This window comes from Aquilutibacter rugosus, assembly GCF_036541335.1.
GTDB classification, from domain to species: Bacteria; Pseudomonadota; Gammaproteobacteria; order Xanthomonadales; family Xanthomonadaceae; genus Aquilutibacter; species Aquilutibacter rugosus.
In genome coordinates this window covers 716,987-739,945 of sequence record NZ_JAZHBO010000002.1, presented here as the reverse complement: position 1 = coordinate 739,945, position 22,959 = coordinate 716,987, and the positions used below count along the sequence as shown (strand labels likewise).

Below are 22,959 nucleotides of genomic sequence, written 5' to 3'. Positions count from 1 at the left end.
AGAAGGAGGAGATTGCTTCCAAACGGGTAACACTCGGCGCAGTTAAAGAAGGATTACGCGGCCGTCAGTTCGACCCGGCGGGTTGCGATGAGTCGTGCCTGCCGGTCCGTCTCCAGCAAATGCTCGATGTGCTCTGCCGGCGTGGAATCCAGAGCCTCCAGTGTATCGCCGACGACCGCTGCGATGCCCGGAAAGCTTAACCGTCCGTTCAAGAAGGCATCGACGGCAACCTCATTGGCCGCATTGAGAATCGTCGGTGCAGTCCCACCGGCACGCAACGCTGCGAAGGCATGCGCCAGACAGGTGAATGTATCCAGGTCGGGCGGTTCAAAGGTCAGCTGTCCGCCTTGCGCCAGTAAATCCAGACCGCCAACACCGGATGCAACCCGTGAGGGCCAGGCAAAACCGACGGCCAGCGCGGTGCGCATATCGGGCAGACCGAGTTGAGCCATGGTCGAGCCATCGACAAATTCCACCAGCGAATGCACCAGGGATTGCGGGTGCACCAGTACGTCAATTTGCGCAGGTGGCAGCGCGAACAGATGGTGGGCCTCGATCACTTCAAGGCCTTTGTTCATCAGTGTGGCGGAGTCGACAGAAATCTTGCGGCCCATCGACCATTTGGGATGTTTGACGGCCTGCTCGGGTGTGATGGTAGCGAGATCCGCTTTGGTGCGACCACGGAACGGTCCACCTGATGCCGTTAGTGTGACCTTGGCAACCTGGTCGGGCGCATTGCACGATGCCAGACACTGAAACACCGCGTTGTGCTCGCTGTCGATCGGCACAATCGTCGCCCCACCTTGACGGGCGGCCTGCATCAGCAGCTCACCGGCAACGACCAGCGATTCCTTGTTGGCCAGCAGAAGGCGCTTGCCGGCACGTGCAGCAGCAAGGGTGCTGTTCAATCCCGCGGCTCCGACGATGGCGGCGACTACCGTGTCGCAGTGATCGGATGCGACCAGGCTGCACAGATCCGCATCGCCTGCGACGGCGACGGTGGAACTCAGTCCATGGTGATCCAATGCCTGCTGCAGGGCCGACAGTAAGTACGGATCGGCGATGTGCGCAAAGCGCGGGCGGAACTCCAGACACAAGTCGGCCAGCTCCTGTATGCGCGTTCCAGCCGACAGCAGAGCGACACGTAAAGTGTCAGGATGGCGGCGACAAATATCGAGCGCCGAGGCGCCGATGGAACCGGTGGCGCCGAGTACCGCAATGCGTTGTGATTGCATGATCAGAAGCCCAGCAGGGCCTTGCACAAGGCAAATATCGGCATGGCAGCCAGCACGCCATCAACGCGATCGAGCACGCCACCATGGCCCGGAATCACGTTGCCGGAATCCTTGGCGCCGATCTGACGTTTGAGCAGGCTCTCGACCAGATCGCCGATTACGGAGTAGGCGCCGGCAATCAACAGAGCCAGCGCCACCTTGGGCACCTGTGCTGCGGTCATGCCTGCAAACAGCGCAAATAGCAGGCCCACTGCGATGCACGCAACCAGACCGCCGATCAGGCCTTCGATTGTTTTATTGGGGCTGATGTTCGGCGCCAGTTTGCGTTTGCCCAGGTACTTGCCGGCAAAGTACGCACCGGTATCAGCAGACCAGACGCTGACTAGAGCAGCCAGCAGCCATTGACGACCCATGGGCTCACTGCCATGAATCCATGCCATAGCCGCCCAGGCGCCTAAGGTGGCGATCGAGCCGACCAGTAGCTTGCCGACGCGTGCCCAGCTGTGGTGATTGGTACCGATGTGCCGGAAGCGGAACCACAATGGCGAGACCACCCACCAGATGGCTGCGAACAGAACGAACAGCTCGAACAGCGCTGTCGAGTTACCGGCATCTGTGCGCGAGGACCACACCATGGCAGTCATGACCGCAAGATTGGCGGCAACCAGCAGCGAACGCGACAGGGTGTCCGTCACTGCCGACAAGGTGAACCATTCCCACAAGCCAACCGCGAGAACAACCGCCACCAAGGCAATGAACCATGGCGTCGGTACCAGCAGGATCAGTGCGATGGCGACCGGCGTCATCAACAGCGCGGAGAGTATACGTTGCTTCATGTTGAATGACTCATTGAATTTCACCTCGGGCCTGTTCCCCGGTTAGCCCATAGCGGCGCTCACGCTTGGCGAAGTCATCGAGTGCATGCTGCAGGAGTTGCTCGTCGACTTCGGGCCACAGGGCTTCGGTAAACCAAAACTCAGTGTAGGCCATTTGCCAAAGGAGAAAATTAGAGATGCGACAGTCACCACCGGTACGAATCAGCAGGTCCGGTGCGGGCAGGTCGGCGAGCGCGGTCTGCTGACCGAATAAATCTTCAGTGATGTCATTTAGCGCGAGTACGCCCTGGTGAACCTGCAGGGCCAAGGTGCGTGCGGCATTGACGATGTCACCACGGCCGCCGTAACTGGCCGCAATGTTCAGATGCAGACGCGAATTGACTGCTGTGCGCTGCTCAGCCAACTCCATGCGTTCGCGAATTGCCACACTAAAACGCTGACGTTCACCGATAAAACGAACGCGAATGCCGCGCTCGATCATGCTCGGCAATTCGCTATCCAATGCCTGCAAAAACAGCTTCATGAGGCCGTTGACTTCATCGGCCGGTCGGCCCCAGTTTTCACTGGAGAACGCATACAGGGTGAGGGCACCAATGCCGCGCGCTAAACAGAAATCAATGCAGCGATTGGCCGCATGCGCACCGGCACGATGTCCTAGCAGGCGCGGACGGCGACGACGCTGAGCCCAACGCCCGTTGCCGTCCATGATGACGGCGAGATGTTGCGGAACTCTTGCGGCGGAATCGGAATCCATGCAGACGTGCAATCTGAAATCAGACTGCCATCAGTTCCTGTTCTTTCGCCTTGACGACTTCGTCAATGTCTTTGATCGCGCCGTCGGTCAGCTTTTGGATGTCATCTTCGGCACGACGCACTTCGTCTTCGGTCACGGTCTTTTCTTTGAGAAGATCCTTGACGGAGCTGTTGGCATCGCGACGGATATTACGGATGGCAACCTTGGCATCCTCACCACCCGAATGGACGTGCTTGGACAGCTCCTTGCGGCGTTCCTCGGTCAGCGGGGGCAGATTGATACGAATGGTCATACCGGCCGTAGTCGGGTTCAGACCCAGGTCCGAATTGATGATGGCCTTTTCGATGGCACTGACCATTTGCTTTTCCCACGGGGAGATCGTCAGGCTGCGCGCATCGCTCACCGACACGCTGGCCACCTGATTCAGCGGCATTTCGGATCCGTGGTAATCGATACGCAAGTGATCGACGATGGCAGTGCTGGCGCGACCGGTGCGCAGCTTGGTCAGCTCCTGGCGGAAGGCCTCAACCGACTTCTTCATGCGGTTTTGGGCGTCGGCTTTAATATCGTTGATCATGCGGTAAATCCTGCGTTGGCGCGGTAACGGGGCATTATACCCAATCCCGCAACGGGGACTGCCGCGCGCTGTTTTTCAGTTATGGACCAAGGTGCCGATCGGTGCGCCCTTGATGATCTTCAGCAAGGTGCCCGGCTCATCCATGTCAAAAATGCGCAGCGGCAAATCGGAATCGCGCGCCAGTGCAAAGGCCGTCGTGTCCATGACCTGTAAATTGCGGCGAATCGTTTCCTCATAGGTTAGCGACTCAAAACGCGTGGCATCCGGGTACTTTTTCGGATCTTTGTCGTAGACGCCGTCGACCTTGGTGGCCTTGAGCAGCAGATCCGCACTGATTTCGATGGCGCGCAGGGCCGCACCGCTATCGGTCGTAAAGAAGGGGCTACCGGTGCCGGCAGCAAAAATCACGATGCGACCTTTTTCCAGGTGCCGGATGGCACGGCGGCGAATAAAGTCTTCGCATACGTCATTAATCTTGATGGCGCTCATTACACGCGCCTTGGCGCCGAGCTTCTCGACGGCATCCTGCATGGCCAGGGCATTGATGACGGTTGCGAGCATGCCCATGTGATCGCCGGTCACGCGATCCATGCCACCTGCTGCCAAGCCGGCACCGCGGAAGATGTTGCCGCCGCCGATCACAACGGCGATCTCGACACCGGCCTGCTGGGCCTCAACGACCTCTGCGGCGAGCCGATGGATGACCTTGGGGTCAATGCCGTAGTCCTCGGATCCCATCAGCGCCTCACCTGAAAGCTTGAGCAGAATACGGCGATAGGCGAGGTCGGACATGGGGCATTCCTTGGATGGTGCGGGCGCCGATAGTATGGACTGCAGCTGAATTTTGCGCAACGTTGCGCAAAGCAACATGGCGAGCGCAGGTTTCAATTTGATATACAAGTGCACAAGAGCATGACTTTGGTCATTTTCAGTGATATGCATCACAGAAATGACATGAACAAAGATTAACCCGTTGCTTACGGATTTTTAACGGCGTAGGTTCGATGGAACCGCCGAATTCTGAAGGCGCGGTTCAGTTTCAAAAATATCTCCACATTTCAAGGGACCCAACAGCGTGTCAAAGTCCATTAATCGAGCCATTCGCCATAGCGCCTTGGCTGCAGCCCTGGGCATGTGCCTCGCCTCCACGGCGCTTGCCCAGTCCAACACCACCGGTACCGTGTACGGTACGGCGGAACCTGGCACGACCGTCACCATCCAGAACGACTCAGGCCTGCAACGCAACGTTGTTGTCGGTGCGGATGGTCGTTACCGCGTCGGTTCGTTGCCGGTCGGTAACTACTCAGTCACGTCAGACAAGACCACCGAACCTCGCACTGTTACCGTCGTGATCGGCGGTGGTGCAGAAGTCAACTTCGGCGGCGCCAAGGGCAACTCGGACGCCGTTAGCGTTGGTACGGTCCGCGTTCGCGGCACCCGTATCGGCCAGGGTATCGACGTATCGCAAACGGATACGCGGTCCGTGTTTACCTCGGAACAGCTGAAAAACATCCCGGTGCAGAACAGCATCGCGGCCGTTGCACTGCTGGCGCCGGGCGTGGTGCAGGCTGACTCCCGCTACGGCAACACCGCATCGTTCGGTGGTTCGGCAGCATCGGAAAACGCCTTCTACATCAACGGCTTCCCGGTTACCAACCCGCTGACCAACTTGGGTTCCACCACCTTGCCGTTCGACGGCATTTCGCAGCAACAGGTGATCACCGGCGGTTACGGCGCTGAATTCGGTCGTTCGACCGGCGGCGTGGTCAACGTGGTGACCAAGCGCGGTACCAATGAATTCCATCATGGTGCTGCTGTGTTCTGGACGCCGGAAAACCTGCGTTCCAAGTACACCAATATCTACTACGAAAACACCGGCGCCAACCCGGCCACCGACGGTACGCTCTATCGCTACAAAGAAAACGATACCTATGACCAGATGCAGGCCGGCATGTATGTCACCGGTCCCATCGTCAAGGACAAGCTGTTCTTCTATGCAAGCGGTGAATTCAACCGCAACCAGGACAACTATGCCGCGGCACGTCCGGGCAGCGCCAGCACCGGTTGGACGCAGGACAAGTACGCCATTCCGCGCTGGTTGGTGAAGTTGGACTGGAACATCTCGGCTAACCATGCACTGGAATTCACCGGTATCGGTGATGTCACCGAGGTCTATCGTGACCAGTACGCCTATCAGTATACCGGTGCAACTCCGCCGGATGCCCCGGGCACTGTTCGCAAGGCCGGTGGCTACTTTAAGGATGGCGGCAACACCTATATCGGCAAGTACACGGGTCACTTCGGTGATAACTTCACCGTGTCGGCCATGTACGGTGAGCAGGATCAGGATCACATCAACCTGCCGAGCGGTTATGACCCGAGCGTAGTCTATGTGTCAGATACGCGCTCGGTCGCTAACCGGATCAGCAAGGGCACGGTCGCTACCGTTGTGGACCCGAATCAGTTCGACAAGGTCAAGGCCACCCGTCTCGACTTGGAATACGTGCTGGGTTCGCATACCTTCCGTCTGGGTTATGACGGTCAGGATGCCACTTCCCGTCGCGGTAGCGGTACCTCGGGTCCGGGCTATCGTTGGACTTACGCCTCGGTCGGTCCGAACTTCTCTGAACCGCTGCTGCCGTCGGCCGGTGGTGCAGTGGCTCCGGGCGGTAATGGCGACTACGTCATGAAGGTCATGGCCAGCAACGCCGGTACGGTTCAGACCAAGCAAAAGGCTTACTACCTCGAAGACCGTTGGCAAGTCACCGACAACCTCCTGCTGTCGCTGGGCGTCCGTAATGACTCGTTCACCAACTACAACGGTGACGGTATTGCCTATGTTGAGCAAAAGAATCAGTGGGCTCCGCGTATCGGCGCCACCTGGGACGTCCGTGGCGATTCATCGCTCAAGGTCTTCGCCAACGTTGGCCGTTACCACTTGGCCATGCCGAACAACGTCGCATTCCGCGGTGCCGGTTCGTCGCTGAACACCACTGAGTATTTTGCCTTCACCGGCATTGATCCGACTACCGGCGCACCGACCGGTTTGCGTGCACTTGGCAACGGCCCGTTCTCGCCGAACCAGGAATACGGTCAAGCTCGCGATCCGAACATCGTTTCGGCTGCCGACCTGCAACCGCACTTCCAGGACGAAGCAGCATTCGGCTTCCAGTCCAAGCTGGGCACCGACTACAGCTGGGGTGCGCGTTATGTGTACCGTACGCTGCGTAGCGCCATTGACGATATCTGCGATCCGCGTGCTGCCTACAAGTGGGCCAAGGATAACGGCTTCAGCGGTGAAGCAACCTTCGAAGATGACTACCACAGCGGCGTAGACTCCGATGCCATGAGCATGGCCAATACGCTGTATAGCTGCGCCCTGTACAACCCGGGCGAAGACAATACCTTCAACCTGGTTGACCTGGCCGGCAATTACCATCAGGCCACGATCAGTGCCGAAGACCTCGGCTTCGATAAGCTGAAGCGTATTTATCAGGGTCTGGACCTGTACATCGAGCATCCGTTCAACGGCAAGTGGTACGGTCGCATCGACTACACCTACTCGCGCAACTACGGTAATGCCGAAGGTCAGCTGAAGTCGGATATCGGTCAGGTCGACGTTTCGGTTACCGCCGACTTCGACTTGCCGGAACTGATGGAGTACGCCGATGGTGATCTGCCGAACGATCGTCCGCATTACCTGAAGGCCTTTGGTTTCTACCAATGGACTCCGGAATGGCAAACGTCCGCTACGATTCGCGCCATGGCCGGTCGTCCGCTGAACTGCATGGGCTACCGTCCGACCGCGCTGGACCCGTTCTACGCATCGGAACTGTCGTACGGCAACTACCATCACTACTGCAACAATCAGCCTTCGCCTCGCGGTTCGGCAGGTCGTCTGCCCTGGACCAACACCCTGGATCTGGGTGTGAACTACATCCCGGCTTGGGCTGACAAGAAGCTGCGCTTTGGTGTCGACGTGTTCAACGTCACCAATACGCAAGTCGCACAAAACGTGATTGAACGTAACGAAAAGGCACCCGGTGTTGCTTCGGCAACTGCCCGCCAGGTCGTGAGCTACAACGCTCCGCGTTCGGTCCGTTTCTCGGTCCGCTACGACTTCTAAGCGGCACCAGGAGTTCTCTCCGAAGGGATTGGGGCGCATGGATGCGTCTCTTTTCCTTTGTTAAGGGGGCAATTCTCCCGGACAAGAAATAGCAGTGGGCTCTTTACGGGGCCCACTGCTTTTTTGCGATTGGTGCGGAAGCGTCTGCCGCTATCCGAACAGGTCCGGCTGCGGTGATTGCGTTGCGGGCGTCCTGAATTGCGTGGTGTCGAGTGCCGGCAAATTGGATGCGAGACCGAAACGCTGTTTGGCTTTAGCAAAGCGCAACCGAATTAGGTCGGCAAACGGACCTTGGCCTTTCATGCGCGTGTGATGTGCGCTGTCGTATTCCTTGCCGCCATGCATCTGTTTCAGCAGGCTGATGATGTGATCAGCGCGCTCCGGGTAGTGCGTTTGCAGCCAACCGTGCCAGAGATCCTTCAGCTCATGCGGCAGTCGCAACAGGACATAGCCGGCTGCATGCGCGCCATGCACGGCGCATGCCTGCATCATGCGTTCTAACTCCATATCTGTCAGCATCGGGATGACCGGTGCAATCAGCACGCCGGTCGGGATGCCGGCCTCGCTCAGGGTGCGAATGGTCTTTAGTCGAGTGTGGGGTGCTGCGGCCCGCGGTTCCAACTTGGCGGAAAGGCGATTATCCAAGGTGGTCACGGAGATAAAGACGTGTGCCAAACCCTTGGCCGCCATTGGGGCCAGCAAATCGAGATCGCGCGTAACGAGTGCGGACTTGGTGACGATGCTCAACGGATGATTGGCGTCGGCCAGAACCTGCAGACACTCACGTGTGATTTGCAAGTTACGTTCAGTCGGTTGATAGCCATCGGTGTTGATGCCCAGCGCTATCGGCAAGGGCCGATACGAGGGTTTGGCGATCTCGCGAGCTAAGAGTTCGGCGGCATTGCGTTTAGCGAAAATCTGCGTCTCAAAATCCAGGCCCGGTGAGAGACCTAAGTAACTGTGCGAAGGCCGCGCGAAACAATATACGCAACCGTGCTCGCAACCGCGATACGGGTTGACCGATTGGCTAAACGGTACATCCGGTGACTGATTACGGGAGATGATGGAACGCGCCTGCTCATCGGAAATGCGAGTAGGGAGAGTGGACTCTGCCTGCAGCTCGAACTCAGTGGCGAGCGAATCCCAACCGTCATCGGTGCGGTGGGCGGTCTGCTGTTCGAAGCGGCCGGTGACGTTGTCGGTGGCGCCGCGCCCTTTGCGGTAGCCCTGTGCCTGACTCATAAGATGCAGTATGCGCTTAGGCGGCTGAATTCGTGACTCTGACTAATAACAGCCAAAAAAACACCCGGCGTACTGGCCGGGTGTTTTCTGCATCTGGTTTTAAGCAGCAGGCACCGTTAGGATGCTGCGGACTTAAATCAGACTTGCATCGCCTTGGCGACTTCAGCAGCGTAGTCTTCGACGACCTTCTCGATGCCTTCGCCGACGGCCAGACGCTTAACCGACAGGACTTCAGCGCCGGCAGCCTTAACAGCTTGCTCGACGGTCTGATCGGTGTTCAGAACGTACGGTTGGCCATACAGGGTCACTTCGTTGACGATCTTGTTGATCTTGCCCGAAATGATCTTTTCCAGGATGTCGGCCGGCTTTTGCTTGTCCTTTTCGGACATCTTCGCCAGTTCGATTTCCTTTTCCTTCTCGACAAAGTCAGTCGGAACGTCAGCGGCTTTGATGTACGGCGGGTTCATGGCGGCGACGTGCATAGCAATGCCGCGAGCCAGTTCCATGTCGCCACCTTGCAGTTCGACCAGCACACCGATACGGCCGCCGTGCACGTAGGCAGCGACGTTGTTGGTGGAATCGATCGAGACCAGGCGACGAACCTGCACGTTCTCACCGACCTTGGCGATAACGGCAGCGCGGGTTTCTTCAACCGTTGCGCCATCGGCGGTTTGCACCGACTTCAGCGCTTCGGCATCGGCAGCGCCGGACGACAGAGCCGTCTTGGCGACGGTGTCGGTGAAGGCCAGGAAGTTGTCATCCTTGGCAACAAAGTCGGTTTCCGAGTTGATTTCAACCAGAACGGCCTTGTTACCCTCTTGAGCAACTGCAATGCGACCTTCGGCGGCAACGCGGTCGGCCTTCTTGTCGGCCTTAGCCAAGCCCGACTTGCGCAGCCATTCGGCAGCGGCGTCGATGTCACCGTTGTTTTCGGTCAGGGCTTTCTTGCATTCCATCATGCCGGCGCCGGTGCGCTCGCGCAGTTCCTTAACCAATGAGGCGGTAATTTCTGCCATGGGATTTTCCTAATGGATGAGTGAATTATTCGGCGGCCGGAGCAGCGACAGCAGCGGCGTCGGCGTCAGCAGCAGCGAAGTCTTCCTGTGCGACCGAAGCGGCACCCGGAGCGGCAGCCTTGCCTTCGAGCACGGCGTCAGCGGCAGCGCGGGCGTACAGTTGCACGGCGCGGATGGCGTCGTCGTTACCCGGGATGGCGTAATCGACCAGGTCCGGATCGTAGTTGGTATCAACAACGGCGATCACCGGAATACCGAGCTTCTTGGCTTCCTTGATGGCGATGTCTTCGTGACCGATGTCAATAACGAACAGCGCGTCGGGCAGACGGGCCATGTCCTTGATGCCGCCCAGCGAAGCTTGCAGCTTGTCACGCTCACGGCGCAGGGTCAGCACTTCGTGCTTGACCAGCTTTTCAAAGGTGCCGTTGGTTTCAGCGTCTTCGAGTTCCTTCAGGCGCGAAACCGATTGCTTGACCGTGCGGAAGTTGGTCAGCGTACCGCCCAGCCAACGCTGGTTCATGTACGGCATGCCGCAACGATCTGCTTCTTCGGCGATGGCGTCACGGGCCGAGCGCTTGGTGCCGATAAACAGCACGATGCCGCGCTTTTGGGCAACGCCCGAAATGAAGTTCATCGCGTCGTTAAACAGCGGAACGGTCTTTTCGAGGTTGATGATGTGGATCTTGCCGCGGGCACCGAAAATGTAGGGACCCATCTTGGGGTTCCAGTAACGGGTTTGGTGACCGAAGTGAACGCCTGCTTCGAGCATTTGGCGCATAGTGATTTGAGGCATGATATTGCTCCGATGGGGGACCCCAATTGACACCGCCGCGTTTGCGGGGAAATGGTGCTGCCTGCATGTTACGCAGGTAACATGACAGAACGATGAGTCCCGGGGTTAGTCCTCCCTGGCGCCACTGAGACCGGCCCAAATCACATAAGTGGATAAGGGCACCCCGGATCAGTGTTGTTGCGCCAGGTGTGAATTTGTCCGTTGATGGCCAGACAGGGCCGCCCCCAAATGGGGAGCCATATTGTAACGAGAACGCCCAAATATGGCAAGTTGACCCCGGGTGGGGGATAATGAACGCATGAGTGTCTATATCAATACGCCCCAGGATATCGAAGGCATGCGCGTCGCCGGCCGTTTGGCCGCCGAAGTGCTGCAGGTCGTCGCCCCCTTTGTAAAGCCCGGTGTCACCACCGAGGAGTTGGACCGCATTTGCCACGATCACATTGTGAACGTGCAGGGCGCTATTCCGGCCAACGTGGGCTACAAGGGCTTCCCGAAGACGGTCTGCACCAGCGTCAACAACGTCATCTGCCACGGTATCCCCAGCACGGCCAAGGTGCTGAAAGATGGCGATATCGTCAATATTGACGTGACGGTCATCAAAGACGGCTACCACGGCGACACCTCGCGCATGTATGTCGTGGGCAAGCCGACCGTGATGGCGGAGCGCCTGGTTCGTGTCACCCGTGAGGCCATGTTCCGCGGTATCCGGGCTGTGCGTCCGGGCGCGACGCTGGGCGATATCGGCCATGCCATCCAAAGTTATGCCGAGTCCGAGCGATTCAGCGTGGTGCGTGAGTACTGCGGCCATGGCATCAACAAGATCTATCACGATGAACCGCAAGTGATGCATTACGGCCGTCCCGGTACCGGCATGGTGCTGCAGCCGGGCATGACCTTTACGATCGAGCCGATGATCAACGAAGGCACGTACCACACCAAGGTATTGCCCGACGGCTGGACCGTCGTGACGCGTGACCGCAAGTTGTCCGCGCAGTGGGAGCACACCATTCTGGTTACCGATGACGGGTTTGAAATCCTGACGCGCCTGCCGGGTGACGACAACGACGCATGAGTCAGGATGCCGCTCCGGCTGAGCCAGTGACCTCGCTCTCGGCGGCGGACTGGGTCAGTTTGGCGCGGCAATCGCTGAAATCTGCCGATAGCGTTGCGGCAGAACAGTTCGGCCCTGATTGCGACATCGAATGGTTGCTGCGCAGTCGCGCGGCGCGGATCGAACAACTGATTGTGCAGGCCTGGCAACAAGCCGCCTGCTCTGCGTGCGGGCTTCATCTGTTTGCCGTGGGCGGATTTGGTCGTGCCGAAATGTATCCGCAGTCCGATGTGGATCTGCTGATCTATCTGGCGGCCGCTAGCGACCCGGACTTTGCCGCGCAGCAGGCAATCGAACGTTTCACGCAGAGTTTGTGGGATATCGGTTTGCCGGTGGGCTTGTCGGTGCGAAACGCCGTGCAGACGCGCGAGGCGGTGGCCGATATCACCGTAATGACGGCATTGCTCGATTCGCGACCCCTAGTTGCCGATGAGACGGCTATCCGTGATTTGCGTGCAGCATTGTCCGATCCTGAGTTGTGGCCTGCCGACGCCTATTTCAGCGCCAAACTGCAGGAGTTGCGACAGCGTCATGAGCGGTTCGGTAATACGTCGGACAATCTGGAGCCCAATATCAAGGAGGGCCCGGGTGGCCTTCGTGATTTGCAGACGCTCGAATGGATTGCCAAGCGTGTCGTGGGTGTGGCGGACTTGCAGGGCCTGATCGATATCGGTCATAGCGGCGCCGATGAAATCCAGACCTTGCGGACCCAGCACGTGATTCTAGCGCGACTGCGTTTTGGTTTAGGTCTGGTTGCCGGTCGACGTGAAGAGCGGCTGCGCTTTGATCACCAGCGCGAGTTGGCACAGCGCCTTGGCTATCAGGGCGAGCGCAATCGTCCGGTCGAGGACATGATGCAGGCGTTTTACCGTGCAGCGGCGTTGGTGCGACGCATCGGGGAGCGCTTGCTGCAGCGATTCGAAGAACAGTTAAAGGGCACTGCGGCGTGGGCGCCCTTGAGTGACGCCCGGTTTGGTCTGAATAACCGCTATCTTGGCGCACTGGATTCGGAGTGGCCGCGGTCAGCGCTTGAGATCCTGGATCTGTTTATTGCCTGGGGCGAGCAGGCCAACGTCAAAGGACTGCATTCGCAGACTGCACGTGCTTTGGGTGAGAACCTGCAGCAGGTGCCTGCATATTGGAATGCTGATGAGTCGCTCAAGCATCGCTTTCTGCAGGTCCTGCGACTGGAACGTCCTGCCAAGACCCTGGCGCGCATGGCGCGACTGGGTGTCCTGCAGCAGTTCATCCCTGCATTTAAGGGTGTTTCGGGCCGAATGCAGTTTGATCTGTTTCACGCATTCACTGTCGATCAGCACACCCTGTCAGTTCTATCCAATCTCGAAGGCTTTGCCCGCCAACTCGAAGATCGTCGCTTCTCCATCGCTAACGATGTGTTCCCTGCAGTTCGCCGACCGGAGTTGCTGTATCTGGCCGCGCTGTTTCATGACATTGCAAAAGGCCGCAACGGCGATCACTCCGAACTCGGCGCGGTCGATGCGCGCGAGTTCTGTCTGGCGATGGGGTATTCGGAAACGCAGGCCGGACTGGTCGAGTGGCTGGTGCGTCAGCATCTGCTGATGAGCCAGACCGCGCAGAAACAGGACATTGATGATCCTGAGGTGATCCGTGCCTTTGCATTGCAGGTTGCGGACCGTGATCGGCTGGATAACCTGTACCTGCTGACCATTGCCGATATCGCCGCGACATCGCCGAAACTTTGGACGGACTGGAAAGACCAAGTGCTGGCCAAGGCGTATACGCGAACCCGGTTGGCCATGCGTCGCGGTCTCGAGAACCCCATGAGCGATGCCGAGAACGCACACGAGACTCGAGCCGAAGTGCAGCAGCTGCTGGTGTTGCGCGGTCATGCGGCCGAGCCGGTGCAGCACGCACTGACGCAAGTACCCCAGACGCTGTTCGTCCGTGCCGGCGCCGATCAGATCGCATGGATTGCCGAATCCCTGCTGGAGATTGACGGGGATTTACCGCTGGTGCGTGCGCGTCGTCTGCGCGGCGAGAGCAACGATCTCGAAGTGCTAGTGCATGCCGCCGATGTCGAAGGCATCTTCAGCGCGATTGTGATTTCGCTCGATCGTCTAGGTCTTGAAATCCAGCAGGCGCGCGTGCTCGACGGCAATGTCGGCGATATCTTCGACATCTTTGTGGTGCGGCCGCTGGATTTGCGGAGCGGCATGGATCCGACACGTTTGGAGCAGTCCTTGCACAAGGCGTTGCAGGGCGACTGGACCCGATTAAAGCCAACTCGGCGAAGGGCGCCTGCACATCTGCAGCATTTCCGGATTCCGACTGCAGTCGATATTCGCCCGGGCCAGGGTACTCAGGCAGGTCATTTTCTGCTGAGTATTATCTGTAACGACCGGGTAGGACTGCTCGCCGATCTCAGCTGCTGCTTGCGTGAACTGGGCATTGCCGTGCATGATGCGCGAATCGCCACGTTCGGTGAACGGGCCGAAGATATTTTCCGGATCAGCGGACCTGCGCTGACTCCGGCTACAGAACAACCCGATGCGATGCATTCCCTGCAGGAAGCATTGCGCCTTTGCATTGACGGAGAACGAACGCAATGACCAATTCCATTCAAGCCCTGCGCGACACGATTGAAGCAGGCTGGGAGCAACGCGATACCGGTATCAGCGACGCGACTCGCGATGCCATCGAACAGGCCATGCAAGGTCTCGAGGCGGGCAGCTTGCGGGTTGCCGAGCCGAGCGCTAACGGTGACTGGCAAGTCAACGAATGGCTGAAAAAAGCGGTGTTGCTGTTCTTCCGTGCCAATGACATGCGCGTCATTGATGCGCAGCCGGCGCCGTTCTGGGACAAAGTGCCCGCGCGCTTTGAAGGCTATGACGTTGACGCGTTCCGGCGCGACGGCGTACGCGTGGTTCCGGGTGCAGTGGTTCGCCGCGGTACCTATATCGGCAAGGATGTCGTGCTGATGCCTTCGTTCGTGAATATTGGTGCCTACGTGGGCGAGGGCACCATGGTCGATACCTGGGCCACCGTTGGCTCCTGTGCTCAGATCGGCAAGCACGTGCACCTGAGCGGCGGCGTCGGCATCGGTGGCGTGCTGGAGCCGCTGCAGGCATCTCCGACCATCATCGAGGATCATTGTTTTATTGGCGCCCGTTCCGAAGTGGTCGAAGGCGTCGTGGTCGGTCACCACTCCGTAATTGGCATGGGCGTGTATCTGGGCCAAAGCACCAAGATCTATAACCGTATGACCGGCGAGGTTAGCTACGGTTACATTCCGCCGGGTTCGGTGGTGGTAGCCGGTAACTTGCCGGCCGCCGATGGGTCGCATTCGCTGTACTGCGCCGTGATCGTCAAGCAAGTCGATGAAAAGACGCGCTCCAAGACTTCGATCAACGATTTGCTGCGCGGTCTGGCTGACTGATTCCATGAAGCTTTTCGGCCTCGCCAACTGCGATACCTGCCGCAAGGCACGCAAACGTTATCCCGATGCGCAATTCGTGGACTATCGGGATGAGCTGATTGCTCCCTCAATGTTGCTGGACTGGGCGGGCCAAGTGGGCGGTTTTGAAAAGCTGATCAACAAGGCCAGCCCGACATGGCGCGGGTTGCCTTCGCACGATTTTGCTGACAATCAGGCCTGGTTGCAGGCACTGGCTGAGAATCCGACGCTGATTAAGCGGCCGGTCCTGTTGCTCGACGACGGTCAGATTCGGCAGGGACGCGATGTCTGAGATTCTCTCACTGTCCCTTGATCTGTTGCAGCGCGAGTCCGTGACGCCGCTGGACGCCGGTTGTCAGCAGCGCATCGCCGATCTGCTCGAAGGCTTTACCGTCGAACATCTGCGCTTTGGTGAGGTCGATAACCTGTACGCGGTGCACGGTACGGATGGGCCGACCTTGCTGTTTGTCGGTCACACCGATGTGGTGCCGCCTGGCGATGGCTGGACCTCGCCGCCGTTCGCGCCGACGATCCGCGATGGCCATCTGTACGCGCGCGGTGCTGCCGACATGAAAGTCTCGGTGGCTGCGTTTGTACTGGCAGCACGCGACTTCGTGCGCGAGCATCCGAATCATGCGGGCCGCATTGCGGTGCTGGTCACCTCGGACGAAGAGGGCATCGCCCTTGATGGCGTGCGCCGCGTGGCCCGGGTCTTTGCCGAACGCAATGAGCCCTTGACGTGGTGCATCACCGGTGAGCCTTCGTCGACGGCGCAGCTGGGTGATCTGCTGCGTGTGGGTCGTCGTGGCTCGCTGTCTGCGACGCTTACGGTTAAAGGGGTGCAGGGGCATGTTGCCTACCCGGAGAAGGCCGACAATCCCATCCACCGCGTGGTTCCGGCATTGACGGAACTGACGGCGCGGCAATGGGATGAGGGTTATGCATCGTTTCCGCCGACCTCGCTGCAGATCAGTAATGTGCGTGCGGGCACGGGTGCCAACAATGTCATTCCCGGCACGGCCGTCATCGAATTCAATCTGCGCTACAACCCGAACTGGACTGCAGCGGCGTTGCGCGCTGAAATTGAAGCCTTATTTGCAACGCACCGGGTCGAGTGCGACTGGTTCTGGCATGAGAGCGGTGAACCGTTCTACACGCCCGAGGGCGCTCTGCGTAGCGCCTGCGTCAAGGTGCTGACGCGCTTTAACAACGGCACGAAACCTGTTGAGAGCACCGGCGGCGGCACATCCGATGCGCGCTTTATCGCGCCACTAGGCGTGGAGTGCGTCGAAGTCGGTCCGGTTAATGCCACCATCCACCAGGTGGACGAGCGCATTGCATTGGATGAACTCGAACGGCTGCCAGCCCTATACGGCGAGCTGATCCGGGAATTGCTGCTCTAGGCTTAAGGCTTAAGTTTGAGCGCGGCCGATCAGGCCACGCTCAAGCCGTCGACCTTTTGCCAGCCGCGCGGCAGCAGACCACCGCGCGAGGCGCGCTTACCGACGTAATCGTTGAGGTCCGCAACCGTCAGGGTCATCGTCCGTGCACCTGATTGCACCAGGAGCTTGTTGCCCGCTGACAGCACCGCCGCAGCCACCACCTGTTCGGTTCCCAGTTTGGCCTTGGGGATCTCAATCAGCTTGTTGCCCTTGCCTTTATCGAGCTCCGGCAATTCGGAAAGCGGATACACCAGCAGATGACCGGCAGTGGTCACGACCGCCAGACGCAATGTCTCAGCAGATTCCGAAGCGTTCACGGCGATCGGGGTCAAGACCTTGGCCTGTGGTGTCAAATTGAGCATGGATTTACCGGCCTTTTGTCGCGACAGCAGATTTTCAAAGCGCGTAACAAAGCCGTAGCCGTGCGAGGTTAGCAGGACGACCGGAGTCGCGGGTTCGCCTGCAACCAAAGCCTGGAAGGTGGTGCCGGCCGCCGGCGTGAAGCGTCCCGTCAAGGGTTCGCCGTTGCCGCGAGCGGAGGGCAATGAATGCACCACCGTGGAGAACGCGCGGCCATCGGAGCCTAAGAACGCCACTTGCTGGTTGGAACGGGCATTGGTAACCGCCAGCAGTTTGTCGCCTTCGCGATAGGACATGGTCTCGGCGTTGACATCGTGGCCTTTTGCCGCGCGAATCCAGCCCTTTTCGGAAAGAATAACGGTCATCGGTTCCGACGGCGCCAGCTCGGTTTCGGACAGGGCTTGGGCGGACTCGCGTTCGACCAGCGGCGAGCGGCGGTCGTCACCGAACTTTGCGGCATCGGCGATCAGTTCATCGCGGATTAGCCGTTTCAGCTTAGTCGGCGAGCCTAAGGTGGCAATGAGTCGGTCACGCTCGGCGTCGAGCTTGTCCTGCTCTTCGCGGATCCTCATTTCCTCGAGACGTGCCAGTTGGCGCAGTTTGGTCTCGAGGATGTATTCGGCCTGTTCTTCGGACAGGTCAAAGCGTGCAATCAGGACCGGCTTGGGCTCGTCCTCGGAGCGAATAATGCGAATGACTTCGTCGAGGTTGAGGAAGGCGGTCAGCAAGCCGTCGAGCAAATGCAGGCGACGTTCGACACGAGCAAGGCGGTACTTCAGGCGGCGCGTAACCGTATCGGTACGGAACTGCAGCCATTCGGTCAGGAACGCTCTGAGGCTCTTAACCTGTGGTCGGCCGTTGAGGCCGATGACATTGAAGTTGACTCGGAACGTGCGTTCGATGTCGGTCGTTGCAAACAGATGTCCCATCAGCTGTTCGGCATCGACACGACTGGAGCGTGTGATTAGCACGATGCGAGTCGGATTGGCGTGATCGGATTCGTCGCGCACGTCCTCGAGCCACGGCAGTTTCTTGTTGCGCATCTGTGCGGCGATCTGTTCAATCACCTTGCTAGGGGAGACCTGATGGGGCAGTGCCGTGATCACGATGTTGGCGCCCTCTTTTTTGTAGACGCCGCGAGCGCGCACGCTGCCGTTACCGGTCTCATAGATGCTGAGAAGATCACGCCTTGGCGAAATGATCTCGGCCTCGGTCGGGTAGTCCGGTGCGGGCAGAAACTCGCACAGTTCCTGTGTAGTGGCCTTGGGGTTGTCGAGCAGGTGTACGGTGGCGTTGACTACTTCACGCAGATTGTGCGGCGGAACATCAGTGGCCATGCCGACGGCGATGCCGGTCGTACCGTTGAGTAGCAGATGCGGCAAGCGTGCCGGCAGCCAGGTCGGTTCCTCGAGCGTGCCGTCAAAGTTGGGATCCCAGTCGACGGTGCCTTGGCCGAGCTCGCCCAACAGCACTTCGGCGATGGGGGTGAGTTTGGATTCGGTGTAGCGCATGGCCGCGAACGATTTCGGATCGTCGCTGGAGCCGAAGTTGCCCTGACCGTCGATCAGCGGATAGCGATAGCTAAACGGCTGCGCCATCAGCACCATTGCTTCGTAACAGGCGCTGTCGCCGTGCGGGTGGAACTTACCGATGACGTCACCGACTGTCCGTGCCGATTTCTTGGGCTTGGAGGAAGAGCTCAGCCCCAGTTCGCTCATCGAATAAATAATGCGGCGCTGGACCGGCTTGAGGCCGTCACCCAGGAACGGCAGTGCCCGATCGAGCACTACATACATGGAGTAGTCGAGATAGGCCTTTTCGGCGTATTCCTTTAACGGAATCTGCTCAAAACCGTGGAAGGCAGGGCGGACGGGTGAATCAATCGGGGAGTCAGTCACTGGAACAGTCAAAGCGGGACAAGCATCAATTTTGAACCGTTCGCCGCGATTTTCCTAGCTTTATTCGGAGCAAGAAAAAACCCGCCTCATTACTGAAGCGGGTCTTTATATATGGTGCCCAAGAGAGGACTTGAACCTCCACGCCTCGCGGCGCTAGTACCTGAAACTAGTGCGTCTACCAATTCCGCCACCTGGGCAAGGTGTTCAGGGCGTTGGCCCCGAGTAGCTAGACATTATGGAGACCGTTTTTTTGCTTGTCAATACCCGAAATCCAATTCGTATTCACGAAATGGTGCGCTCGGGCATGAGACACTGGGCAGATGAAGAAAAGGACCACACGGAAGGGGCCTGCCAAGGCCAATAAGGGATTAACGCCGGCCGGCAAGGCGGGCAAGACATCAGGAGTCACAAGTCGCAGCGCCGACCGCAAGGATGGGAGTGGCGGACTGCAGTCCCGCACACCGGGCCGGCGCGGAGCCAAAAGCTCGTTGCCGCCATGGATGCCGCAGGTTGTGCCCGCCGGCAAACCCGAGACGGACCCGTATGCCAATCGCGAGGCGGCGCGCTATGAAAAGCCGATCGCCAGCCGCGAACTGATTTTGCAGACGCTACTGGCTGCCGACGGCCCTCTGCAGTTCGAGGAACTTGGCGCACAGCTGCACATTTCCGACGAAAGCGACCAGAACGCATTCCGCAATCGCATCAAGGCGATGCTGCGCGATGGCCAGCTTGTGCAGAACCGCAGCGGTGAACTGGCGCCCACGCTTCATCTGGATCTGATTCCGGGCCGAGTGATTGCCAACCCCGAGGGTTTCGGCTTTTTACGTCCCGATGTCGATTCCGGCATCGAAGACGATATCTTTCTCCCGCCGGCCGAAATGCGCAAAGTCATTAATGGCGATCGCGTGCTGGTGCAGATTGTCGGTGTCGATCGCCGTGGTCGCGAAGAAGGCAAGATCTCACGCGTCCTGGAGCGCGGCGTTACGCGCTTAATCGGTTATCTGACGATTGAAAACGGCATCAGTTTTGTCGTGCCCGATGACCGTCGGATTCAACGCAACATCCTGATTCCGGTGGATGCGCGTCTGGATGCAGTAGATGGCCAGCTGGTCGTCGCCGAAATCACGCAAATGCCCGACGACCGCAAGCCGCCGATCGGACGTATTGTCGCCGTGCTCGGTGACAAGCTAACGGCATCGCTGGCGGTGCAGGCCGCCATCCACGGCCACAATATTCCGCATGAATTCCCGCCCGAAGTGACCGCGCAGGCTGAGGCCGTTCCGCTCGAAGTGACAGAGGCCGATATCGAAGGCCGTGTCGATTTGCGCTGGCTGCCCTTGGTCACCATTGACGGTGAGGATGCCAAGGACTTCGACGATGCGGTGTGGTGCGAGCGTCAGACCGATGGTGGCTATCGTCTGATCGTGGCCATCGCCGACGTGTCGCATTATGTGCGTCCGGGTTCGCCACTGGATACCGAGGCGCAGACTCGCGGTACTTCCGTTTATTTCCCGGGCTTTGTCGTGCCGATGTTGCCCGAAGTGTTGTCGAACGGCATCTGCTCGCTGAAGCCCAAGGTCGACCGCCTGTGCTTTGTATGCGATCTGCACATTGATCCGAACGGCGTTACCACCAAGAGCAGCTTCTATACAGCCGTTATGCATTCGCATGCCCGTCTGACCTATACGCAGGTCTGGAACGCATTGGGCGATGAGTCCGTCAGCGCCGAGGATCATGCAGCGGCCGTGGAATACGTCGGCCCGCTAATGCCACACGTGCAGGCCCTGCATGGTCTGTACAAGATTCTGGTTGCAGCGCGTGCCCGTCGTGGTGCCATTGAATTTGAAAGTGGCGAAGTGCGCTTCGTGCTGGATAATTCCGGCAAGGTGCTGCAGGCCGGCATGCTGCAAAGAAACGATGCCCACAAGCTGATCGAAGAATGCATGATTGCGGCCAACGTTGAGGCAGCCCGCTTTGTTGATCGTGCGCAGATGCCGGCGCCGCATCGCGTGCATGAGCGACCACCGGAACGCAAATACAACGATCTGGTCGAGTTCCTGTCCGAGTTCGGCTTGCGTCTGCCTGCATGGGCACGTGTGACGCCCAAGGACTACCGCAATCTGCTGCTCAAGATCCGCGATCGCCCCGATTACGCGCTGATCGAATCCGTGCTGCTGCGCTCGCAGTCGCTGGCGGTGTACTCGACGGCAAGCGACGGTCACTTCGGTTTGGCCCTGGACGCGTACGCGCACTTTACTTCACCGATTCGCCGTTACGCCGACTTGCTGTTGCATCGGGCTATCAAGCATGCGCTATCGGGTGAGCCGGCTGAGCGCTTCACCTATTCGCCGAGCAATATGGCCAATCTGGCCTTGGCGGTGTCCGAGCGCTCGCGTCGTGCCGAAGAAGCCGAACGTGAAGTGGATGACCGCTATCGCGCCGCATGGATGTCCGAACACGTTGGTGGACGCTTCTCGGGTGTGATCAGCGGTGTCACGTCCTTCGGTCTGTTTGTCGAACTCGACGAGTCCAAGGTTAACGGGCTGGTGCACGTCACTGCCTTGCCGCGCGATTACTACCATTTCGATGCGATCCGCAAAACCCTGACGGGTGAACGTACAGGGCGCGAATTCCGACTCGGCGATCGCCTGGAAATTATCGTCATGAAAGCCTCCGTCGAAGAACGTAAAATTGACTTCAAGCTGGCCGCTGACGGCAGCAAGGAGTCCGGTCCGCCGGCACGTAAAAAAGGTAAACGATGAGTTCCAAGCAATGGATTGCCGGCATTAATGCCGTCGGCGCAGCACTCGAACACGATGCGGAAAATGTCCGCGAGGTTCTGATCGAGGCGGGTGCCAAAAACACGCGTCTGGCGGAGATTGAATCGCGGGCGCAGCGGCTCGATGTGTCGGTCCGCAAGGTGCCTAAGACGGCCATCGATGGTGTCGTCGGCAATCTGCGTCACCAGGGCGTCATTGCGCGCTATGCGGCGGCCAAGACCTATAACGAGTCCGACCTGATTGAACTCGTCGAAGTGGCTGCGGGCTCCGCACTGCTGCTGATTCTGGACGGGGTCCAGGATCCGCATAATCTCGGTGCCTGTTTGCGGTCTGCAGCAGCAGCAGCGGTAACGGCCGTGGTCATTCCGCGCGACAAGGCCGTGCAGGTCAATGCCACGGTGCGCAAGACGTCGGCCGGTGCGGCCGATTCAATTCCGGTAGTGGCCGTGACCAACTTGGCACGCACCATGAAGTCGCTGCAGCAGCAGGGCGTCTGGCTGTACGGTCTGGCCGGTGATGCCGGCGGATCGCTGTACAAGACCGACTTGCGCGGCAATGTCGGCCTGGTCATGGGCGGCGAATCCGATGGCCTGCGGCGCCTGACCCGTGAGACCTGCGACAGTCTGATTTCGATTCCGATGCCCGGTGCGGCCGATGTCGAGTCGTTAAACGTTTCCGTTGCTGCGGGCATTTGCGTGTTCGAAGCCGTTCGTCAGCGCCAAGCCTGAGACTGCATGCATCATGACTGATACTGCACCGCTGCATCATTCACTGCACCAGCGCTTCCGCGGTTTTTTGCCGGTGGTGGTTGATGTCGAGACCGGCGGTTTTGACAGCCGTAAACATGCGTTGCTTGAGATTGCGGCCATCCCGGTTGACCTGGATGCCAATGGCATGCTGATCCCCGGAGAGACCGTCAGTGCACATGTGGCACCGGCAGAAGGCACTGAGGTCGATCCGAAATCGCTTGAGATCACCAAAATCAAGCTGGATCATCCGTTGCGGCGGGCGCTTTCCGAAAAGGAGGCGTTGGATAAGGTGTTTGCACACATCCGCGCTGCCATGAAAAAGCACAACTGCAAGCGAGCCATTCTGGTCGGCCACAACGCCGTGTTTGACCTGAATTTCGTCAATGCCGCCGTCGAACGTACTCAACATAAGCGCTGTCCGTTTCATCCGTTTAGCGTGTTTGATACCGTGACGCTAGGCGGCGCGCTTTGGGGTCAGACGGTGCTGGCGCGGGTTGCCATCGCCAACGGCATGGAGTGGGATGGCCACAATGCGCACTCCGCGATCTATGACACCGAGCAGACCGCGCAAGTGTTCTGCGATGCGCTTAACGCGATTGCC

Annotated in this window: 17 protein-coding genes, 1 tRNA gene and 1 pseudogene; 9 read left to right on the top strand and 10 right to left on the bottom strand. The window is 59.0% G+C overall.

What is annotated here, in order from left to right; all coding sequences use genetic code 11:
• Positions 1-53 precede the first annotated feature (53 nt).
• From dxr to pyrH, 5 genes are all read right to left on the bottom strand, one after another.
• A complete protein-coding gene (dxr, locus tag V3390_RS08775; RefSeq protein WP_331704127.1) occupies positions 54-1,235 on the bottom strand; it encodes a 1-deoxy-D-xylulose-5-phosphate reductoisomerase in 1,182 nt (393 codons plus the stop codon).
• A 2-nt stretch (positions 1,236-1,237) separates the two neighbouring features.
• Positions 1,238-2,071 carry a phosphatidate cytidylyltransferase gene (locus tag V3390_RS08770; RefSeq protein WP_331704126.1) on the bottom strand — a complete coding sequence of 278 codons (834 nt, stop codon included), beginning with the start codon at positions 2,069-2,071 and terminating at the stop codon, positions 1,238-1,240.
• 10 nt (positions 2,072-2,081) lie between these two features.
• Positions 2,082-2,825: a polyprenyl diphosphate synthase gene (gene uppS / locus V3390_RS08765; RefSeq protein WP_331688931.1), complete on the bottom strand. Its 744-nt coding sequence runs from the start codon at positions 2,823-2,825 to the stop codon at positions 2,082-2,084.
• Positions 2,826-2,844: 19 nt separating this feature from the next.
• Complete coding sequence (gene frr / locus V3390_RS08760) at positions 2,845-3,402, bottom strand: ribosome recycling factor (protein WP_331688930.1); 558 nt, start codon at positions 3,400-3,402, stop codon at positions 2,845-2,847.
• Positions 3,403-3,477: 75 nt separating this feature from the next.
• Positions 3,478-4,194, bottom strand: coding sequence for a UMP kinase (pyrH, locus tag V3390_RS08755; RefSeq protein ID WP_331704125.1), 717 nt, complete (start codon positions 4,192-4,194; stop codon positions 3,478-3,480).
• Positions 4,195-4,477: 283 nt separating this feature from the next.
• Here pyrH and V3390_RS08750 point away from each other — a divergent pair, with 283 nt between their 5' ends.
• Complete coding sequence (locus tag V3390_RS08750) at positions 4,478-7,528, top strand: TonB-dependent receptor (protein WP_331704124.1); 3,051 nt, start codon at positions 4,478-4,480, stop codon at positions 7,526-7,528.
• A 150-nt stretch (positions 7,529-7,678) separates the two neighbouring features.
• Here the strand turns inward: V3390_RS08750 and V3390_RS08745 are convergent, their stop codons facing one another.
• The 3 genes from V3390_RS08745 to rpsB form a co-directional block, all read right to left on the bottom strand.
• Positions 7,679-8,770, bottom strand: coding sequence for a PA0069 family radical SAM protein (locus V3390_RS08745; RefSeq protein ID WP_331688927.1), 1,092 nt, complete (start codon positions 8,768-8,770; stop codon positions 7,679-7,681).
• Between the two features lie 137 nt (positions 8,771-8,907).
• Positions 8,908-9,786, bottom strand: a complete 879-nt coding sequence (gene tsf / locus V3390_RS08740) for a translation elongation factor Ts (protein ID WP_331688926.1) — start codon at positions 9,784-9,786, stop codon at positions 8,908-8,910.
• Positions 9,787-9,811: 25 nt separating this feature from the next.
• The gene (gene rpsB / locus V3390_RS08735) at positions 9,812-10,579 is read right to left on the bottom strand and encodes a 30S ribosomal protein S2 (RefSeq protein WP_331688925.1); all 768 of its coding nucleotides are present in this window, start codon (positions 10,577-10,579) and stop codon (positions 9,812-9,814) included.
• A 298-nt stretch (positions 10,580-10,877) separates the two neighbouring features.
• Here rpsB and map point away from each other — a divergent pair, with 298 nt between their 5' ends.
• From map to dapE, 5 genes are read left to right on the top strand one after another with little or no spacing between them, the layout of a single operon-like run.
• A complete protein-coding gene (gene map, locus V3390_RS08730; protein WP_331704123.1) occupies positions 10,878-11,654 on the top strand; it encodes a type I methionyl aminopeptidase in 777 nt (258 codons plus the stop codon).
• Positions 11,651-14,284 (top strand): [protein-PII] uridylyltransferase, encoded by a 2,634-nt coding sequence (gene glnD, locus V3390_RS08725; RefSeq protein WP_331704122.1) that lies wholly within the window; start codon positions 11,651-11,653, stop codon positions 14,282-14,284. The genes map and glnD overlap by 4 nt, the downstream gene beginning before the upstream one ends.
• The gene (gene dapD / locus V3390_RS08720) at positions 14,281-15,111 is read left to right on the top strand and encodes a 2,3,4,5-tetrahydropyridine-2,6-dicarboxylate N-succinyltransferase (protein ID WP_331688922.1); all 831 of its coding nucleotides are present in this window, start codon (positions 14,281-14,283) and stop codon (positions 15,109-15,111) included. Before glnD ends, dapD begins: the two co-directional genes overlap by 4 nt.
• A gap of 4 nt (positions 15,112-15,115) precedes the next feature.
• Positions 15,116-15,421: an ArsC/Spx/MgsR family protein gene (locus V3390_RS08715; protein WP_331704121.1), complete on the top strand. Its 306-nt coding sequence runs from the start codon at positions 15,116-15,118 to the stop codon at positions 15,419-15,421.
• Complete coding sequence (dapE, locus tag V3390_RS08710; protein WP_331688920.1) at positions 15,414-16,532, top strand: succinyl-diaminopimelate desuccinylase; 1,119 nt, start codon at positions 15,414-15,416, stop codon at positions 16,530-16,532. The genes V3390_RS08715 and dapE overlap by 8 nt, the downstream gene beginning before the upstream one ends.
• A gap of 29 nt (positions 16,533-16,561) precedes the next feature.
• On the opposite strand, the gene parC is transcribed toward dapE, so the two are convergent.
• Positions 16,562-18,814, bottom strand: a complete 2,253-nt coding sequence (parC, locus tag V3390_RS08705) for a DNA topoisomerase IV subunit A (protein WP_331704345.1) — start codon at positions 18,812-18,814, stop codon at positions 16,562-16,564.
• Between the two features lie 127 nt (positions 18,815-18,941).
• Positions 18,942-19,026 (bottom strand) — tRNA-Leu (locus V3390_RS08700).
• 123 nt (positions 19,027-19,149) lie between these two features.
• On the opposite strand from V3390_RS08700, the gene rnr reads away from it, so the two are divergent.
• From rnr to rnt, 3 genes and pseudogenes are all read left to right on the top strand, one after another.
• Positions 19,150-21,591, top strand: coding sequence for a ribonuclease R (rnr, locus tag V3390_RS08695; RefSeq protein WP_331704120.1), 2,442 nt, complete (start codon positions 19,150-19,152; stop codon positions 21,589-21,591).
• A complete protein-coding gene (rlmB, locus tag V3390_RS08690; protein WP_331704119.1) occupies positions 21,588-22,337 on the top strand; it encodes a 23S rRNA (guanosine(2251)-2'-O)-methyltransferase RlmB in 750 nt (249 codons plus the stop codon). Before rnr ends, rlmB begins: the two co-directional genes overlap by 4 nt.
• A gap of 13 nt (positions 22,338-22,350) precedes the next feature.
• Positions 22,351-22,953: pseudogene (gene rnt / locus V3390_RS08685) on the top strand (ribonuclease T); the annotation flags it as partial.
• Positions 22,954-22,959: the final 6 nt, after the last annotated feature.

Excerpts from the sequence above, each read along its gene's own strand:
- dxr (WP_331704127.1), bottom strand. The coding sequence starts at position 1,235 with ATGCAATCACAACGCATTGCGGTACTCGGCGCCACCGGTTCCATCGGC.
- V3390_RS08770 (WP_331704126.1), bottom strand. The coding sequence starts at position 2,071 with ATGAAGCAACGTATACTCTCCGCGCTGTTGATGACGCCGGTCGCCATC.
- uppS (WP_331688931.1), bottom strand. The coding sequence starts at position 2,825 with ATGGATTCCGATTCCGCCGCAAGAGTTCCGCAACATCTCGCCGTCATC.
- frr (WP_331688930.1), bottom strand. The coding sequence starts at position 3,402 with ATGATCAACGATATTAAAGCCGACGCCCAAAACCGCATGAAGAAGTCG.
- pyrH (WP_331704125.1), bottom strand. The coding sequence starts at position 4,194 with ATGTCCGACCTCGCCTATCGCCGTATTCTGCTCAAGCTTTCAGGTGAG.
- V3390_RS08745 (WP_331688927.1), bottom strand. The coding sequence starts at position 8,770 with ATGAGTCAGGCACAGGGCTACCGCAAAGGGCGCGGCGCCACCGACAAC.
- tsf (WP_331688926.1), bottom strand. The coding sequence starts at position 9,786 with ATGGCAGAAATTACCGCCTCATTGGTTAAGGAACTGCGCGAGCGCACC.
- rpsB (WP_331688925.1), bottom strand. The coding sequence starts at position 10,579 with ATGCCTCAAATCACTATGCGCCAAATGCTCGAAGCAGGCGTTCACTTC.
- map (WP_331704123.1), top strand. The coding sequence starts at position 10,878 with ATGAGTGTCTATATCAATACGCCCCAGGATATCGAAGGCATGCGCGTC.
- glnD (WP_331704122.1), top strand. The coding sequence starts at position 11,651 with ATGAGTCAGGATGCCGCTCCGGCTGAGCCAGTGACCTCGCTCTCGGCG.
- dapD (WP_331688922.1), top strand. The coding sequence starts at position 14,281 with ATGACCAATTCCATTCAAGCCCTGCGCGACACGATTGAAGCAGGCTGG.
- V3390_RS08715 (WP_331704121.1), top strand. The coding sequence starts at position 15,116 with ATGAAGCTTTTCGGCCTCGCCAACTGCGATACCTGCCGCAAGGCACGC.
- dapE (WP_331688920.1), top strand. The coding sequence starts at position 15,414 with ATGTCTGAGATTCTCTCACTGTCCCTTGATCTGTTGCAGCGCGAGTCC.
- rnr (WP_331704120.1), top strand. The coding sequence starts at position 19,150 with ATGAAGAAAAGGACCACACGGAAGGGGCCTGCCAAGGCCAATAAGGGA.
- rlmB (WP_331704119.1), top strand. The coding sequence starts at position 21,588 with ATGAGTTCCAAGCAATGGATTGCCGGCATTAATGCCGTCGGCGCAGCA.